This window comes from Nitrincola alkalisediminis (assembly GCF_009821115.1).
Taxonomy (GTDB): Bacteria; Pseudomonadota; Gammaproteobacteria; order Pseudomonadales; family Balneatricaceae; genus Nitrincola; species Nitrincola alkalisediminis.
Genome location: NZ_VYTY01000004.1, coordinates 62,956 through 81,476, shown reverse-complemented (window position 1 = coordinate 81,476; position 18,521 = coordinate 62,956). Strand labels below are relative to the sequence as shown.

The 18,521-nt window shown below is 48.1% G+C and carries 15 protein-coding genes; 2 read left to right on the top strand and 13 right to left on the bottom strand.

Annotated features, from left to right (window positions below; all coding sequences use genetic code 11):
• Positions 1-9: 9 nt before the first annotated feature.
• The 5 genes from nifV to F5971_RS08025 all read right to left on the bottom strand — a co-directional run bounded on the left by nifV (position 10) and on the right by F5971_RS08025 (position 4,298).
• Positions 10-1,188: a homocitrate synthase gene (nifV, locus tag F5971_RS08045; RefSeq protein WP_193494660.1), complete on the bottom strand. Its 1,179-nt coding sequence runs from the start codon at positions 1,186-1,188 to the stop codon at positions 10-12.
• 8 nt (positions 1,189-1,196) lie between these two features.
• Positions 1,197-2,396: a cysteine desulfurase NifS gene (gene nifS / locus F5971_RS08040; RefSeq protein WP_193494659.1), complete on the bottom strand. Its 1,200-nt coding sequence runs from the start codon at positions 2,394-2,396 to the stop codon at positions 1,197-1,199.
• Positions 2,397-2,408: 12 nt separating this feature from the next.
• Positions 2,409-3,344 carry a Fe-S cluster assembly protein NifU gene (gene nifU, locus F5971_RS08035; RefSeq protein WP_193494658.1) on the bottom strand — a complete coding sequence of 312 codons (936 nt, stop codon included), beginning with the start codon at positions 3,342-3,344 and terminating at the stop codon, positions 2,409-2,411.
• Positions 3,345-3,355: 11 nt separating this feature from the next.
• Positions 3,356-3,679, bottom strand: a complete 324-nt coding sequence (locus tag F5971_RS08030; protein WP_193494657.1) for a HesB/IscA family protein — start codon at positions 3,677-3,679, stop codon at positions 3,356-3,358.
• A gap of 220 nt (positions 3,680-3,899) precedes the next feature.
• A complete protein-coding gene (locus tag F5971_RS08025) occupies positions 3,900-4,298 on the bottom strand; it encodes a GFA family protein (protein WP_036511040.1) in 399 nt (132 codons plus the stop codon).
• A 59-nt stretch (positions 4,299-4,357) separates the two neighbouring features.
• Between F5971_RS08025 and F5971_RS18660 the strand changes: the two genes are divergently transcribed.
• The gene (locus tag F5971_RS18660) at positions 4,358-4,486 is read left to right on the top strand and encodes a hypothetical protein (RefSeq protein ID WP_272944832.1); all 129 of its coding nucleotides are present in this window, start codon (positions 4,358-4,360) and stop codon (positions 4,484-4,486) included.
• An 18-nt stretch (positions 4,487-4,504) separates the two neighbouring features.
• Here F5971_RS18660 and F5971_RS18500 read toward each other — a convergent pair whose 3' ends face one another.
• The 8 genes from F5971_RS18500 to F5971_RS07985 all read right to left on the bottom strand — a co-directional run bounded on the left by F5971_RS18500 (position 4,505) and on the right by F5971_RS07985 (position 15,608).
• Positions 4,505-4,639 (bottom strand): DUF4411 family protein, encoded by a 135-nt coding sequence (locus F5971_RS18500; RefSeq protein WP_081763821.1) that lies wholly within the window; start codon positions 4,637-4,639, stop codon positions 4,505-4,507.
• Positions 4,636-5,778, bottom strand: a complete 1,143-nt coding sequence (locus F5971_RS08015) for an ImmA/IrrE family metallo-endopeptidase (RefSeq protein WP_237748589.1) — start codon at positions 5,776-5,778, stop codon at positions 4,636-4,638. Before F5971_RS08015 ends, F5971_RS18500 begins: the two co-directional genes overlap by 4 nt.
• A gap of 73 nt (positions 5,779-5,851) precedes the next feature.
• A complete protein-coding gene (locus tag F5971_RS08010) occupies positions 5,852-10,783 on the bottom strand; it encodes a DNA repair ATPase (RefSeq protein WP_193494656.1) in 4,932 nt (1,643 codons plus the stop codon).
• A gap of 81 nt (positions 10,784-10,864) precedes the next feature.
• On the bottom strand, positions 10,865-12,904 hold the full coding sequence (locus F5971_RS08005) for a hypothetical protein (protein ID WP_193494655.1): 2,040 nt from the start codon (positions 12,902-12,904) through the stop codon (positions 10,865-10,867).
• 17 nt (positions 12,905-12,921) lie between these two features.
• Positions 12,922-13,554, bottom strand: coding sequence for a hypothetical protein (locus F5971_RS08000; RefSeq protein WP_193494654.1), 633 nt, complete (start codon positions 13,552-13,554; stop codon positions 12,922-12,924).
• A gap of 36 nt (positions 13,555-13,590) precedes the next feature.
• On the bottom strand, positions 13,591-14,286 hold the full coding sequence (locus F5971_RS07995; protein ID WP_193494653.1) for a PspA/IM30 family protein: 696 nt from the start codon (positions 14,284-14,286) through the stop codon (positions 13,591-13,593).
• A 1-nt stretch (position 14,287) separates the two neighbouring features.
• Entirely contained in the window at positions 14,288-14,731 is a 444-nt protein-coding gene (locus tag F5971_RS07990; RefSeq protein ID WP_036511027.1) for a YjfI family protein, read from the bottom strand.
• 301 nt (positions 14,732-15,032) lie between these two features.
• On the bottom strand, positions 15,033-15,608 hold the full coding sequence (locus tag F5971_RS07985; RefSeq protein WP_193494652.1) for a DNA-3-methyladenine glycosylase I: 576 nt from the start codon (positions 15,606-15,608) through the stop codon (positions 15,033-15,035).
• A 284-nt stretch (positions 15,609-15,892) separates the two neighbouring features.
• Between F5971_RS07985 and F5971_RS07980 the strand changes: the two genes are divergently transcribed.
• The gene (locus F5971_RS07980; protein WP_193494651.1) at positions 15,893-18,514 is read left to right on the top strand and encodes a DUF2339 domain-containing protein; all 2,622 of its coding nucleotides are present in this window, start codon (positions 15,893-15,895) and stop codon (positions 18,512-18,514) included.
• Positions 18,515-18,521 lie beyond the last annotated feature (7 nt).

Here is an 18,521-nt window from a genome sequence, read left to right as displayed (position 1 = left end):
TACCTCATCTCAACAAAGCGCGGTTGTGTGTTCAGTCAATTGATGCGAAGGCGCTGCACACACAATCAACTGCTGATGCAACGCCACTAACTGGCTGTCGGTCAGCGGCTGTTTGCTGCGCAACATCTGTTCACGAATCTCCGTTAATAAGGCTTGAGCCTGAGCGGCATTAATGGACAACCCCAACCTTTTATAGCGTGCTTGAACGGCCTTACTGCCAGAGTGCTTACCCAATACCATCTCGTGCTGACGTCCAAGGAGGGCCGGATCAATTCCTTGATAAATCAAGGGGTCCTTGAGCAAGCCGTCAACATGAATACCCGCCTCGTGGGTAAATACCCCCGCTCCTACTAGGCTCTTTTGCCAGCTCACGGGACGACCCGAGGCGTCAGCCACAAGAGACGATAGCGCTGGAAAATCCTGTAGATTGATACCCGTTGATAAGCCATAGAGTTGGCTTAGCCCTAAGACCACCTCCTCCAATGCCGCATTGCCCGCGCGTTCGCCCAATCCGTTGACCGTGGTATTAATATGACTGGCACCGGCTTTGGCGGCGGAGAGGCTATTGGCCGTCGCCAACCCCAAATCATCGTGTGCGTGCATCTCGACTTGCAGATCCGTGGCGGCGACCAAACGACTGATGATCGAAAACACACCGAAAGGCTCCATAATGCCCAGCGTATCCGCAAAGCGCAGCCGGAGCGCGCCACTGTGTTGAGCGACTTCAGCGACCTGCAGCAAAAACTCCGGGTCAGCGCGGGAGGCATCTTCACAACCGACGATCACCTCGAAACCTTGATCAACAGCCGCTGGCACAAGTGTTTTAATCTGTTGAAGTACCCAGAGGCGCGATTTTCCGAGCTTTTTTTGAATATGAAGATCGGAGACAGCCACCGACAGATCAAGCCGTTGAACAGGCAACCCTCGACAGGTTTGCAGGTCATCGGCACGCATACGACACCACGCAATCAAACTGGCTGACAATTTCAGGTCTGCCAATGCCCGGATATCCTCGCGCTCGGTTTCTCCCATAGGCGGAATTCCGACTTCCAGTTCCGGGACCCCGAGCGCATCCAGATGCTGCGCAATCTGCAACTTTTCAGCACGAGAAAAGGCCACCCCTGCGGTTTGTTCACCATCACGCAGGGTGGTGTCATCAATCACGATATCCAGGCCGCTATCAGACATAAGACACCTCACGCATAGGCCGGATCAAAGGCTTCCTGAACCGGCGCATTATTTTTCCAGTAAGGAGACAAGCTGCGTAATTGTGCAATGATGCCCGGCATCACCTCGATCACACGATCAATCTCCGCCTCGGTGGTGTAACGTGACAGCGAGAAGCGCACCGTGCCATGAGCTGCGGTATAGGGCAGCCCCATCGCTCGCATCACATGGGAGGGTTCAAGTGAACCCGACGTGCAAGCCGAACCACTGGAGGCCGCAATGCCATGCTTGTTCAGCAACAACAGAATCGACTCCCCTTCAATATACTCAAAGGCGATATTGCAAGTGTTGGGCAGGCGGTTATCCGGGTCACCCGTAACAAACGCATGTTGAATCTGCGCAAGAATGCCTTGCTCTAAGCGATCACGGAGCACTTTCACGACGGTGTTTTCATGTTTCATGGAATGCAGAGCCAATTCGGCCGCCTTACCTAAAGCCACAATAGAAGCCGAATTTTCAGTCCCAGCACGACGACCGCGCTCCTGATGCCCTCCTCGTAGCAGCGGGCGAAAACGTGTACCGCGACGCAGATATAAGACACCAATTCCTTTAGGCGCATGGAGTTTGTGACCCGATAACGACAGCATGTCAATTTTGCTGTTTTTCAGATCAATCGGTACTTTGCCAACCGCTTGCACCGCATCGGTATGAAACATCACGCCTGCCTGAGACGCCATTTCAGCCATCTCCAGCACTGGAAAAAATGTACCGGTTTCATTGTTTGCCCACATGACACTGACAATAGCGGTCTGATCACTCAGGAGCGCTTGGTAATGCTCCAGATCCAATCGCCCTTTGCCATCGACCGTCAAGTAATGCACGGTGTAGCCATCTTTCTCTAGATACTCACACAAAGACAAAATGGCAGGATGTTCCACAACCGTGGTAATAATCTCGCGCCGCTCTGGTTGGGCTTTTAATGCCGACAAGATGGCGGTCGAATCACTTTCAGTGCCGCATGACGTGAAGACAATTTCAGTGTCATGCTCAGCCCCCAGAAGAGTCTGAATCTGTTGACGTGCGTGCTTCAGCGCCAGCCCAACACGGTTTCCATACTGGTGTAAGGAGGATGGGTTACCAAACTGCTCAGTAAAATACGGCAGCATGGCTTGGACCACAAGCGGGTCAACTTGCGTGGTTGCATTGTTATCCAGGTAGATGGTATCCATGATTCAGGCTCCTTAAGCTGTGGGTGACTTAGTGACAGGCAACAAATGGATAAACTCACCCAAGGATTCAATCAGCTGCTGCTGAACACCACTCAACGTGACACTGGCCAACTGACAGCCCGTGCAGGCTCCGGTCAAGCGGACATACACGGCTTTACCCACCACATCAATGAGCTCGATATCCCCCTTGTCGCGTTGCAATTGTGGCCGAACGGCCTCAATAACCGCTTCAATCTTGCGAATGCGTTGCAAGGTGCTCAAACCACTGACAGCCGCCTCTGTCACCTGGGGTGTGCTAAGCGGTGGCATCTCGATTTGTGTCAGAGCCTGTTCGGCATCGGCCTGCACCCGAGCAACATTTGACTGAAACGCCTGCCCCTTCTCTGCCAATACCTTATTCAGAATATCCTCAATGCCTTCATGGCACGCTGAACAACCACCTCCCGCCTTGGTATAAAAGCTTACATCCTGAACAGTGGTCAGGTTATTGGCGCGAATGGTTTCTTCAATAAGCACCGCGTCCACGGCAAAACACTTGCAAACCAGTGCTCCTTCCTCATGATCGTCACTCCATACTTCGCCACGGTAGTTGGCCACAGCGGCTTGCAGCGCTTCGCGCCCCATCACCGAACAGTGCATCTTTTCAGGCGGCAGGCCATCAAGGAAGTCGGCAATCTCCTGGTTGCTCACTTGAAGTGCTTCATCCAGTGTTTTTCCTTTAATAATTTCGGTTAAAGCCGATGAAGAGGCAATGGCAGATCCGCAACCAAAGGTCTGGAAACGTGCATCCAAAATCACTTCGGTGTCTGGATCAACATGGATCATCAGGCGCAAGGCATCCCCACAAGACAGCGAACCTACATCACCGATGCCATTTGCCCCCTCAAGCTCACCCGCGTTGCGAGGATTAAAGAAATGTTCCTGTACTTTTTCAGAATAATTCCACATGACATCACCTCTCAAGCCGCAAAGGATTTACCGCAGTTACACGCGGCCTTAGCATTTGGGTTCTCAAATTTGAAACCGCTTTCATCCAGCGATTCGACGAAATCGATCACGCACCCCTCTAGCAACGGCAAGGATTCGGGGTCGATCAACAGACAGACTTCACCAAAAGACAAACAGGTGTCCTGCTCTGAGAGGGTGGTTTCCAGTTGTAGCCCATATTTGTAGCCAGAGCAGCCGCCATCGGATACCGAGACGCGCAAACCAGCCACAGGGGAACCGGCGTTTTCAATGAAGCGACTAATCGCGAGTTGTGCAGCAGGTGTTAACGTGACCATTTCCGACCTCCAGAAGACAGATTGACAACGCAGGAACGACGCTGACGTTATATCTGTTATATGGCAAACCCTGTGCCAGCTGGATGTGTCCTGTCTAAATGGTTGAAAGATATGGATTGTGTTACAAATCCGACAACGAAATGGATGTATTGAATGGCACTTGAACAGGGTTTTGTCGGATTTGTGACAGGGCGGGATGCCTAGCTTGTCTCACACAGGCTCATGAGGGCGGAGCAAATTGTTCAAAGACTTCCTGTCCGGTCATTTTGTGGGTTTCATTCTTGAGCTCATAGTAGTCGGGCTTCTCATCAATAAAGACTTCGCTGGTTAGCTTAAAGGCCTGATCCTGAAACAGCCCGGCTGGTAAAATGTATTCATGACTGGGTAATAGATGGTAGAACAAGTGTGTACCGCAGGATGGGCAAAAACCACGCTCAGCCCATTCCGATGAACGATAGGTCGAGGGTGTTACCCCACTGAACTGCACATCCGACCCGCAGTGAACCGCAAACATCGGACCACCCGACCAACGTCTGCACATTGAGCAGTGGCACAGTCCTATTTTTTCGTGTTTTGGCGCGATCACTTCGATTGAACCGCAAAGACATTTAGCTTTCATAGTACGTCTCCTTGTGTATCAATAACGTCTGGTGCTTAGTTTAGTTGGTGCATTGCCGTATGACGAAAATAATCTTTATTATGCTGCTATCCTTCGTTATCCAGATTAACTATGCGATGCTAGCAGCGCATGCACGAACTGTATTGTTACAAGCCAGTATCGCATATAACCCAGTTACTCCAGAATAAACCGTGGTTTGAGTTCGTTTAATAGGTCAAATGTGCTGATGCAGCGGACATCGAATTGTTGGCAGATAAATCCCAATACCCAGGACAAAAATCCATTCCGTAATATTGGTTTTTTGCCTGAATGTAGGTATTTGAATCAAGCAGATACTTCAAAGGCGTACCTCATCAGCAAACTTCTTTAACTTCGCTGGGTTAATTCCCAGTAACTGACCAGCCTCACGTAACAATATCTGCCCATTAAACGCTTGAGAGAGAACAGCTTTGGAAAAGCGTTTACTGATTTGGGCATTTTTAGTCTTATGAAATGACGGTCCACCATCACTTTTCTTTTTACGAGCCTCCCATAGGGCTTTTTGCTCTGCAATAAACTGTCGGTATTGATATATATTGATAAAACCAAGTGTCAGTGCACGGCGGACAAGAACCCATTGGCTCACGTGAAAATATGCCTCAAGAGACGCTAGATTACCTTTCCAATCATCTTTGTCGTTCCATAAAGGACGGAACTCTGATTCTGGAACGAGGAATTCTGCTGCGACAGCATTACATTTTACTTCGCTCTCACGCTCAGAGGACTCGCTACCATCAGAAACACCTGAAATACCCATCCATATATGACACAGCTCATGAATAAGGGTAAATAGTCTGGCTCCTGGCGCATCTGCATGATTAACGAAAATAGTCGGTGCATATTCATCAGAAATTGCGAAGCCACGGAACTCTTCAACACTCAAAGGTCTGGTATGGTGGCCAAGACTTGCTTCACGCATAACCAGTATCCCTAGTGTCTCGATACGCTGCACCAAGTCTCGATAATACTCCTCCCAACTACCGCGTTGCGGATGTGCAGGCACACCAAGAAGTTCTCTCATATCGTTGACAATGGCTGGAACAGCCGTTTCAGTCCTTACACGTCCAACGACTTCACATGGACTTGCCAATTCCTTAGAAAGATACTCTCGATACCATTGTTGGCGATGCAGAGTCAGCTTAATCAGGTCAAGTAGCTCAGCACTGGGACGATTCACACCCTGATTGCCAAGAGTTCTCAAATCGGGGAGTGGCAACTCCTCAACAGGCGGCTCTCTAAGAAACAAATAGCCGAAAGGGACATGCGCTTTGTCTGCAAACATTTGTGCCTGATGAAATGTTAGTGCTTGTTTTCCTTCTTCCCACAGACGCAGGCGCTCTTCATTAATTCCGCACTTTACAGCAAAATCATGGACAGCTGTCCCCGAACGTTCGCGCGCCCAAGTCAGCATTCGGTTATTTATCTTTGCGGTCGTTGCCACGGTCGTTAATTCCTATTTATCCCTAAATTATAGAATTTGAAACACCCTGTTACTATAGCATTCATATAAATCACTACCGAAACGTCCTCTTAATACCAAAGAGAATGTAACGATTGGTTTTTTTCATCGCACTGGCGATATCCGCGAGTTGCGCTACGGCCTGTTGGCTTGAGTCAGTACCGGGTCCACCCATGGCTTTGTTGCGCATATAATCGTCTTTAATTTGACGCCAACGCTTCGCCTGCTCATCCGTTAAGGTACCGCGCAGCTCCGCTAATTTGAGCAGGTTCTCCTCTGCACCTGTGGTCAAGAGCTGGGCCTCACCAAGGTAGAGGTCATCAATCACTTGCTGCAACTCTTGATCGGTCATGACAGCTGACACCTTCTCGGCCAGTTTATTCATGTTGCGATAAGACCCTTGCAACCGGAAAGGCGGCTCTGTTCGATACTCATCCGCTTGCGCTGCACTGGCAATATACTGTTGATTAACTTTTAAAATTATTTCCTGAGCACTTCTTAGCCGTTTCAGCACCGCAATCATTTCATTGAGTTCAGCGTTTGAATAACTATGCTGCAACTCCGTATTCGCAACTTGCTCGCCTCTCGACATGGCTTCAATTTTGTAAAAATCACTGAGTTCGCGGGTTGCCAAAGGCGCCAACACAGGATTCGAGGTTAAGCAGTTTTCAATATACGACAACTCAAAGGCACCCTGCATACCGCCAAGAATATCACCCAGGTTATAGATATCCGCTCGGTTGGCTAGCATGTCCGGGATTTTGAACACTTCACCTGACTCAGTATAAGGGTTACCGGCCATCACCACACAAAAGCGCTTACTGCGCATGTTGTAGGTGCGTGTGCGACCCCGCCAAACCCCCTCAATGCGTCGACTGCCATCACAGAGCGAAATGAATTTTTGTAAGAACTCAGGATGCGTGTGCTGAATATCGTCCAAATAAAGCATGACATTGTTGCCCATCTCCAGCGCTAGGTTCAGTTTATTCAGCTCTTGCCTTGCGGTGGCATTCGGCGCTTGCTCGGGGTCTAAGGACAACACCTCATGCCCCAAAGATGGACAATTGATTTTCATAAAAATGAGGCCCAATCGATTTGCCACGTACTCAACCAGAGTGGTTTTTCCATATCCTGGGGGCGAAATCATCATTAACAAGCCCATTAAATCGGTACGGCGATTATCACCCACTGTACCCATCTGTTTCGCAAGGTTATCGCCAATAATAGGTAAGTAAGCTTCATTGATGAGTTTATTTCGGACAAACGAACTGAGTGGCTGCGCTTTAAATTCATCCAACCTGATGGATTGACGTGCTTGGCGCACCACTTCTGCTCGGTTTTCAAGATACTGTCGATAGCCCGGTAACCAATGGTGTTTAAAGCCGTGCAATCGTGCCTCAAAGTCATCTAATCGCAGCTGCATGCATTGATTGACAATGCGTGGATGCTCGCCTAACAACCCTGAAACCTGAAAAGACACATCGACTTGTAATGCACTAACGGGTTCTTTTTCATGGTTAAGCATGAGAAGAACCGCATCTGGGATATAGGCGTTCAGCTCCAGCTCTTCTGTGTGTTGCACCAAGGCACTGAACCATGCAGCCACCAAGGCCCACTGTCCGCCGAGATCATCTTTTAACTCCGACAAGGCTCCTTGAAAGTCCTGCCACGTTTGATCATCCACACTCGTTTTAAGCTGCTTAACCAGCTGATCCCCATATTTACTCACCACATACTCAATGTGCTCATGACTTAACAAAGCGACCAGAAATGCAGCCCCCTGCTTAATACCCTGCTGACTAAGCGGCAAACCATGCACTTCAACAAATGAAGACAGTTGCTGTGACACGTCAGATTCAAGAATATCAACGGCTTTTGAGGTATTGAAAATACGCTGCATCTGACTCGCAGAACGGGCATATTGCGGCCAGCGGCGTTGCTCCGGTTTTTCTTGCGTTTGCCACCAAAACAATAAGGCAATAGAGCGCGCATCAGATGGAAAGGATAATAAGCCCGCCGCTTCACGCACCGGGATCAAAGCGTGCAATATACGCGCAGCATCATGATCATGAATGCCGCGCTCATAACCTTCTTTGTAGCGAGCGCCACTAAAGCGACGTACGGTTTCCAACAATAGTTCAAATTGCGAACTGGCACTCACCAAGGACGTCCAATCTAACCCTTCGGACTGCGTGCGGGCCGCTTGCAATAGACTGTCGGCTAGAAACTCTGCTCGATAGACGTGATCATTTTCGGACTCTAGGGCTTGCTGCCAGTACTGACGGGCATCGTTAAGGCGAGCATCTTCTATCACTTCGTAGTAATCCGTTCCCGTTAAGTGAAGAACTAACGCATCCCCACGCGGTATCAGGGTTAACTCAGGCTCTTGTGTATTGATACTAAAACGATGACGAGGACCCAGCTTGATCACTGTGCCATTGTCTTCATATAAATCCACTTGGTCACGTAACGAGCGAACCGCCTGTTCTTTCGCCATTTTCAAGCGCGATTCAAGATCATCCGCCTTCACAGAATCATCAAGGTCTCGAAGGTCCTGTACAAGACTGCTCAGTTTTAAGACCATCGCATCCGAGGCAAAATACGTATTCAGCTCATCAGGATGCTTAAACCGAGAGGATCGGCGCGCGAGATTGGCAAGAATGCGACTGCCCGCATCAAAGATAGATTGTGCTCGCTGTGTTCTTGCATCGGCTAAGCGTTGTCGATGCGCTTCAAAGCTGTCTTGAATGTCCTCACGCTTACTTAGAATATCAACCAGGAACTCGTCGTATTCCGAAAACTGGCCTTCTAGCTCTTCTAACTGAACCAGCAATCGGGATAATTGCTCATCACATTGAACAGGGGTTGTGGCTAAGGCGAGTGCATTATTAATCGATTGATTAAACAATTTAAACTGAGCTGCAAACTGCGCACGTGCCTCATCACTGCCAAACCCTTGTGCTCTCTGCCTTGCGCGAGCGCGTAACTGATTGCTTTGTGCGTAAATCTCACTAATGTTATCAATTATTTGAGTGTGCTGATTCGCATCAGCAATGGTCAAACCAGTTGTCAGTTCTGACAGCAAATCGAGACTTTCAGACAGGCCTTCTAACTGCGTTAGTATGGGTTGTAATTCAAGGCTCGAATTTGCTTGATCAACGGCCTGTGCAATGCTTTTAATCTGAAGGTAATAGGGTTCAAATGCGCGGGCTTCTCCTAAAAACTCGGCAATAGCAGAGGTTATTAACGCCTCTGTCTCGATCACTTGTGTTTCCATTTCATCAACACTCGCCACATCCATGTAGCGTAGCTCACGAATCGTTAACAAATGACCGCGCTGCTGCCGTAACGCAAAGAGAGCATCGACAAAAGGTTCAAGGGTTTCCCAGGCATCCGGACGCGCATTTGCAATCAGCGCTTGCTGCTTTTCTTTCGCATCCGATAAGGTTGTCTGTGCATGTAGTTTGATACTTTTTGCTTTTTCATACTCATCCAACACCAGCTCGGCTGTTTCTGAAACCGCTTTGAGCAACTGGGCGATGGATTCGAGTTCGGGGGCGGATAGCCAATAAAAACTGTCGAATAAACGCGCCGCGGCTTGAATCAGCAAATTGTAATGGCTCGTACTGGCGTCTTCTTGCTCAACCAAACGCGTAATCGAATAGAGCTCTGAGATCCCTCTCACCAGCTCAGGATTGCCAATACGACCATAGAATGACTGACTGCTGGGCTGCTGGCTAGCAAAATACTCCGAGAAAAAGGGCGTCCGCCAGACTTGCATAGGGTGTGTTCGAGATGGCTCTCCCTCTGCTGTAAATACAATCAACCGCCCATCTTCAGCCAAGGCATACCCATGACTGATAATCGGGTTACTTAGGGCTTTATTAATCAAGTTATAGGGATACAACGCCACAGTGCCATGAGTGGCTTCATAAAAGACATAGAGCATGTCCTCGCCATTAGGTGAGCGCACCGCGCGCTGAAACACCAATCCTTCCAAGTCATTATTAAAATAGCGCAGACCGCCCTGCACTAAATAACAGCCGCCCGGAAAAATAAGACCGTGATCCTCCGGTAACTGAATACAGGCCTCGCCTATGGCATCGATACGCTTAATATCTTGATTAAATCGATTGAAGACGAAATAGCGCACCTGTGTTTCACGGTAAGGTAACACCCGAAGCAAAATCAGCTCACCTAACAAGGCATAACGCAGATCAATATCATTTAAGGACTGATTTGTTTCGGTAACGGGTTCGGAGTAGATGCCTTGACCCGCCTCAGTGTTGTTTTCAACTTTGATCGTTAAGTCACCGCCAAGGGTATCCACGAAAATATGATCCACAATCGAATAATGTGGATGCTTTCCGTTGATCATCTGTTCACGACCCACGGTCACCCACTCAAAGTCCTGTGAAGGCGGAAGCTGAATGTCCCGTTCACCTCGATTGTCTATATAGGTAACGGTTTGTCCGTCTGCACTGATCTGCCAACGGAAGACTCGAATATCCTGGCTTCTTTCTCCAATTTGAAACGAGGCCAACAAACGATTATTGCGGACTTGTAGCTGAAGTAAACGCGTATTTTTATAGTAGGTATACAGCTCGGTGAAATCATTTACGAATGCCGTTGCAGAGAGAAAACTATCCTTTAACGGGACCTCCGTCATTTCAAAGGACTCAGCCTCTGGGTTGTGCGTATAGAGTGAAAACACATCGTTAACGGCCGTTGTGTTTTTTAACCCAATAAACACATTGTAACCAAACAACAAATACTCACCGACTTGAACGATGTCACGGGCTGTGCAGTTGTTCTCCGTTCGAACTCGGAAACGATGAACAACCGACAAATCTGTTTGACCAAACTCTGATAATCGAGCTTGGTTTAGCAACTCAACTTCAGACTTTAGCTGCCCCCCTTGGGTCAATAATCGTCTACGAATGACTTCGTAAGTCGCATTTTCACTAACACTCGGGGAGTCTGCCATCTTCACTGTCCTTATGGAGTTTAGTTTGAGCAACGCTTAGCCTGGCTAAGCGTTGTGTATGGGTGAGGAACGAGGTATTCCTCAGCTATCAACAGAGTTTTTAGCTGAACTACCTGCAGATAATTGGCCGGATAAAAACTTGTTTAACAAGGCCTGGACATTTGGACTTTTGCCAGCAACACCTTCAATTGCTTTGCCTAGTGACAAGGATTTTGCAAAGGTATCAAAGTAATCACCCTGCCCACCCACGATATCAATTTTCGCATTGCCCAACGCAGATGCGAGAACTTTTGCTTGATCCGCTGCAATATCTTTATTGGCAGCAATCGATGCCAACGCCTGCTCAAAGTCTTTCTCCAACTTCATGCGGAACTCTTCATGCTCGCGTGCAGCATCTGTCATTGCATTCATTGCATTGAACTTCTCAACAAGCCCTTCGGCTTCGGCTTTGAAGCGCTCACGAATGACGGTTGCTTCCGCCAAGCCTTTCTCTTTCTCAGCTTTTGCACGCGCAAGACCCAGTTGCTCTTCACCCTGCGCTTCAGCACTCAATTTTTCTTCCATGACACGCGCTTCCACCAGGCCTTCTTTTTCACAGGCTTCGGCATTCGCCGTTTTAATTCGTGCCTCAACCATTCCTTTTTGCTCTAGACCTTGAGCTTCTGCCAAGGCTTTTAGCTCTAATACACGCGCTTCAGCAGAACCTTCTTTTTCAAGGGCTTGGGCATTGGCAATTTTAACTTTCGCCTGAGCCAAACCACTGGCCGCTTCTTCAGCTTCAATCCCTTCAGCCAGTTTCTTTTTCGCTTCCGCTGTTTTGCTAGCAGACTCCAACTCAGCCTGTGCCAAGATATTGATCTCTTGACCACGATGCTTAGCGGTTGTTTCGGCGGCTTCTGCAGCTTTAATCTGCATGATTAAGTCTTCTTCAGCCGCGGCCGTGGCTTGCAACACTTTCACGTCTTTTTGACGCTCAGCCTCCGAAAGAACACGAACCGCCTTGGTTCTTTCTTCCTCTTCAGCCACGGTTTTCTCAACCGCCACACGCTCTCGGACCACTGCGGCAATATTTTTGCGCTCAATCTCTAAGGCTTTCTCTTTTTCAATGCGCTGTAAGGCCACTTCTTTTTCACGAGCGACCTGCTCTAGGTCTCGCGCACGCTTAACTTTTTCTTCCTCTATAGCGACCGCACGCACTCGGTTTTGTTGGGCCACTTCAATCTCGCGCTGCTTGTTTTCTTCCTGGATGCTTAAACGCAAATCTGTTTCGATCCGAGCGGTTTCGGATCTGAGTCGTTCTTCTTCAACTATTTTTTGCGTTTCGGCCACTTCGCGCGCTTGAATCGTGTCTATTTCACGCTTTTGCCGTGCCTCTGCATCCGCTTGCTGACGCTCTAAAGCCAGCATCGCCTCACGCGTTTCAACATCTTTTTTAGTGATGGCTAGCTGCTTGTTGCGTTCGAGCTCATTGGTAACAATATTTTGCCTAGCCGTCAGCTCCGTAATTTTGCGAATACCCTCAGCATCCAGAATATTATTGGGATCCAACGCTTCTCGCGGGGTCTGCTCTAGATAATCGATGGCGACGTCTTCAAGCACATAACCATTCAAATCATTGCCAATGGTTTCGATGATTTTATCGCGAAAGAACTGGCGGTCCTCGAACAATTTGACGAACTCGATCTGTTTACCCACCGTTTTCAGTGCTTCCGAAAACTTAGCGGCAAATAGCTCATTCACAGCATCACGATCTGAAGCTCGCTCAACGCCAATGGCTTTCGCAACTTTTAAAACATCTTCCGCTGTTTCATTCACGCGCAGATAAAAATTAACATTAATATCTGCTCGCATGTTATCTGCACAAATAAGGCCTTCTTTACCGCGTCTGTCCACCTCAAGGGTGATTAACGAGATTTTCATGCCTTCTTTTTTATGGATAACAGGCAATACCATGCCACCGGTAAAATACACTTTAGGCGTCGATGACATGTCATTAATAATCAAGGCCCAACCCTGATTCACCTTGACATAAAAGGCCTTAAATAACGCCAGTAGCCCAAGGACCGCAATGACAAAAATCACAGCACCTGTGAGTAATGGCATCAAAATTGATAAATCCATTCTAATTCTCCGATTGTTTAATAAAAGTCCCTTTCTGGGATCACAAAATACGCATGGTCTTCTTTACTATATTCCAGCAAAACCACTCGATCGCCCTTTTTGAGTTGGTTCGGCGTCTTTGCCCGTATATTCAGAATAAGGTCTACCCCTGCGTCTTTAAATTCTGCCTGTCCAAAACGCTCGTCCACCCATGAACTTCGTATTTCAACAGCCTGACCTAAAAGACTTTTTTTACTTCTGGCCGTGTTTTTGATAAAGAGTGGTCGAAGGGGAATAATCGCTACCCAGGTCACTAAAAAAGCCACAATCAAGGAGGTTGCAAGAATGGCTGTACCTAAGATGAAGTGCCAAATACCAACAGCACTAAAGGGTAAAAGCCAAATACTGAAGTAAGCACTCCACCAACCAAAAAGGGCGACAAGACTCAATACAACCGTCATTGGCACCCCAGTGAAACCCAACTTGGTTAGCAGGCCTGCAAGTCCACCTAAGCTGTCTAAATCAGAACCACCGTCGATATCTGAAAAATCCAGTACATCAATGTCAATCATGCCTAGAATTGTTATTAACCAATAAATCGTTACAACAATTAGCAAAAACGTATAAATGGCAACGGGATAGCTAGCGATGATTGCAAAGAAAACATCCACTGTTAAAGACTCCTGATTAACGGCTTCTACTGTCGCTTAGTTAGACTGCTGTTTAGCCTTCAAGCGAGCCAACACATTTGCAGCACTTGTTTTTTCAGGCGTAATGCCAGCTGCTCGCAACTTTTCATCAAGGGCATCGCCCTGACTTTCCGCCGCTAATTCTTGCGCCGCCGCCATTTTTGCAGCATTTTCAGCCTGCTTGGTTTTAATGCGTTCAAGCGAGTCCATCGCCGTTTGCAGTTTGGCATTGCTACCTGCATAACGGCTGACAACAGCCGCTTGCGCCCGTTGAACAGACTCTGTCGCTTTGACCGTATCGGCTTGCTGGCGTAACCGCTTTAAATTACCTTCAGCCGATTGAACAGCGTAGCGCAAGTCCTGTTCACTTTTCGCATAGTGATTGACCGTCTCTTGCTGCTGTTGGATTTCAATTTCAATATTGGCAATTTTGAGTGCAACCTCTTGGGCCAGCCCCTCTTCGCCTTTCTCTAAGGCTTCCAGCGCATAGCCTTCGTACTGAGTCAAAGAGGCGTTTAACTCACTCAACTTAGACGCGGCAAGACGATGTTTAGCCATAATGTCAGCCAACGCATGCTTTGCACTGTTAAGATCAGCGCCAGCACTTCGAATCTCTTGATCCAAAATCACCATGGCTTGACTATCAACAATCGCTTCGCCCAGCATGTTTGCATTGCCACGCAAGGCAGTCATTAACTTACTCCATACGGCCATTTTACACGCCCTCACTTATAAACGTTGAATAGGCATCCGCCGCCTTTATCACATTGTCGGCCAAAAGCTCTATCTCAAAGAGTACGTCGTCCAACGACGAAAATGCACTCAAGGCACCAAACATCGTGTAGTAACGTTCGCCGTTGGCCAGCGTATCTAAGCTGATCGTCGATAGGGGGAATACTTTATGCGTCGCCAACACTTCATCGTTAAAAGCGGCAACATCCTTGACCATGGCTTGCGGCCACAAGAGACTCTCAACCAAGACTTGTTCACCTTCCGCTGTGATAAAAACAGGAAGGTCGCCCATGGAGTGAAGCGTTAAATGAAGGGTTGCATGTATCCCTTCTTCAAGCTCAATGCTGGCTTGATTGGACACTACGAGTGTTGACCTGGAGAGCGCATTAAACAACGCGTGTGTCGTCCATGCATGTTTATCGTTCATACTGACCTCTATTTCCTTAGATTACATTTCCCTAGCAAACCAAATACAACCAAACGATTGATTCAGCTCATTTTTTCTTGTATACAATAGAAGGTGTTTATAATGATGCATACCTCCTTGTATGAATGAAACTTGATCATGTGAGTCGCGAAGTTGCCAGCGAACTCAATAGTAGAATACTTTGCTGACCTGCATTATTCATTTTCATTCAGCATGAGTCAATACACATGTCTAGACCACTTAAGTCCTATACGAAAGGGACAAGAACCATGCGCGGCGAGGACTAGTGCTTCAGCAAAACTCAGTGGGAACCATCCCCCACATCCCCATACTTAAAGCAATCTACCGTATGGTCATTGACCATGCCCACCGCTTGCATAAACGCATAGCAAATGGTCGGGCCCACGAAATTGAAGCCTCGCTTTTTTAAATCACGACTCATGGCTTGAGATTCAGGTGTTTGCGCAGGCACTTCAGACAAGGTTTTCCAAGCATTTTGAAGGGTTTTGCCATCCACAAAACGCCACAAATAGGCATCTAAACTACCAAACTCCGCTTGAACACTGAGCGCTGCTCGCGCATTTTTAATGACTGATGTGATTTTCAAACGATTGCGGACGATACCCGGATTGAGCATCAAACGCTCAATATCCGCATCATCAAAATCAGCAACCAATGGAAGCGTAAAATTCGCAAAGGCTTCACGATAGGACTCGCGCTTTTTCAAAATGGTGATCCAACTGAGTCCAGCTTGCGCCCCCTCTAGGGTGAGCATTTCAAACAAATGACGATCATCATGCACAGGCACTCCCCACTCGTCATCGTGATAGGCTTGATATAAAGGATCATCACTGCACCATGCACAACGTATTATCATATAAAACCCTTTTGACTAATGATTAAATTATTAGAACAACGATAAGAAAAAACGATTAAACACATTAAAATCAAATAATTATCAGATTTAAAACAGGTATTGTTGACTATACGGGCTTTCACTTAAGCGCTTAGGTAAGTAGGATAGAAGCATAGCCCAGTGCTTGACCAAAGGGGAGGAAAATAGACATCAGAGACCAAGCGACTTAACCGCATTGCAGCTACAATCAAAGCACTAACCCTAAACAAAGAATACACACCAAAAAGCAAGGATACGACACGAAGATGATGGATGCATGGTTTTTATTGGGTGCTGTTTTTTTACTTCTCTTGATTTCCAGCATTATTTTGAGTTGGACCAATTTTTTTACGCTGCAAAAACTCAAGCGCACGGTTGCAGAACTTGAGCAACTTAAAGCAACGACGGCGTCGTCAGTTGAAAGGCCCCACCGGCAAATCCTGTCCGAACGCCCCTCAAACGAGGCCGCACAATCAACGAGTGCCTCCGAATCGACGCCTAAACCCACTCCCCTTGACGCGCGGCCTATTGAGGCTGCAGCGGTACCCGTCGTCGACCCTTGGGATAGTAAGGACACTAAACACCCTAAACCCGAAAGTGTTGCTACGACGGAACGCCAGACCCCCTCACCAAAATCTGGGAACTGGATGGTTTGGGTGGGTGGACTCTGTGTTGCCCTATCCGGTGTTTTTCTCGCGCGGTATTCCATTGAACAGGGTTTGCTTGGTCCCACCGCCCGCATTTCCCTTGGCATTATGACAGGCTTAGCGCTTTTAGTGGCAGCCGAGTGGCTTAGGCGAAAAACACAAGTGGCCTACTCCGCCGTTGCGGCGTTGGCAGGCGGCGCCAGTGTCATGCTTTACAGCGTTATCTTAGCGTCGCTGCATTTATATCAACTCTGGCCACCTCTTCTGGTATTTGCATTACTCGCGCTTGTGTCACTCGCAAGCATGTTATTGGCGTTATGGCACGGCCCCACACTTGCCCTCATCGGCATTACAGGCGGTTATTTGGTGCCTTTATTGCTTGGTGGCAGTGGAGGTGAACCCTTATTGGTACTTGTCTACATTCTCATTATCAGCAGCGCTGCATTGTTCCTGCAACGCTATGTGCAACGTACTTGGCTTTTTGCTCTAACCCTCGCGGGTATTTTGGGCTGGTGGTGGCTGATGCAACTCGCCAACTATGGTGTTGAGTGGACTGGGCTCTACCTTACGCTGGCAGGCTACGCCTTAATCAGCATACCGCACGCGAACTTTCGCCTGAAAAAAGTCTTCGTTGATCAGCCATTAAAGCGATCCTTCAGCGCGTTCTTTCGACTAAAGCAACAGGATCAACAACAACTCACCCTTGGCTTAGCCCTATTATTACTCGCACAGGCCATTGGCTTTCTGCTTAACCCCGCATGGGAACATGCAATTCTGTCTTGGACACCCTTGCTGCTGCTCATTCTTGTCGCCAGCCTCCGCAATGAACACTTAAAGCTTCTGCCTTGGCTCAGCGTTCTAGTCATGTCCCTAGCTATCATACTGGTCCATTTAGGCTTCAGCTGGACGAATACCACCGAACACTCGCTCGCTTTACAGCAACTCTTACTTGTTTGGACATGCATCTATTGTGGCTTTGCCTTTTTTTCGTTACAGAAGACTCGCTACCCGGCCCTCGCGTTATCCTTAGGCACTCTGTTCCCCTTAATCGCACTAGCGCTCATCTGGCAATACACCGAACTTCCGCTGCATAAGGGTTTTGTCAGTGCGTTATCGTTAATCTTAGGCTTGGCCTATATCGGACGAGGACACCTTCGCCAACAAAAAGACTTTGGCAAAACCTGGTTGATCTTTGCAGGGCATCTTGGCTATTCATTGGCCGTGATCATTTTACTCGATACGGCCACACTCACACTCGCACTCGCAGCACAAGTCGTTTCACTTGCTTGGCTTCATACAGAAAACCCGCATCCTTTATTAAGGGGGTTGATGAAAGTCATCCTAATGCTGATTCTTACACGACTCACTATTTTGCCTTGGATTTTGCCAAGATTTGAAACGTCCTTGCTTATCTATGCGGGTTGTTTCGCCCTTACGCTGATCGCCTCAAGACTCAACCAAGATCTCAGCCTGCGCCGCTGGCTAGAGGGCGTCAGTCTGCACTTGGCTGTACTCTTCTGTGCAATGGCACTGCGTTACTGGCTCTACGCTGGGAATATGTTTAAACATGAATACGGTTTTACGGAAGCCGCGCTCAATGGTGTACTGTGGGGCGCGCTCGGGTTGGTTTACTACTACCGAGGCTTCTTATCAGAGCAGTTGACGCCCTTTTACCATAAAGCCGCTCAGTTGTTATTGCTGGCACTCGTGCTCAATTACGGCTTGCTCTTAACCTGGTTTAACCCGCTATTTCACGCAAATGAGGTGATCAGCAGCCGCCCCATCGCCAACCTTCTATTGCTGGCTTACGGCGCGCCTGTTTTACTCTTTGGGTTGGCCGCCAAGTTTTATAAGCCCGCTTTGCAAACGCACTTTTATGCACTGGCAGGCATCGGCACGTGGATCTTTCTGAATCTGGAAATTCGACATCTTTGGCAGGGAGAACTCTCGCTAGTACCTCGAGCTGAAGGGGGTGAGCTGTACACCTACTCTTTGGTTTGGCTGATGATGGCCGTCGCCAGCTTGCTCTATGGCACCCTGCGCCAACAAGCTCGACTGTATCAAGCCGGAATGGCGCTATTAATGATCACGATAGGAAAAATCTTCCTGATCGACATGTCTGGGCTCACCGGATTACTGCGGGTGGTGTCGTTCATGGGGCTTGGCTTGTGTTTATTAGGCTTAGCCTTCACTCATCAATATATTGAACGTTCGCAGTCGGCCAAACGCACTGATGTGTAAGACTTTA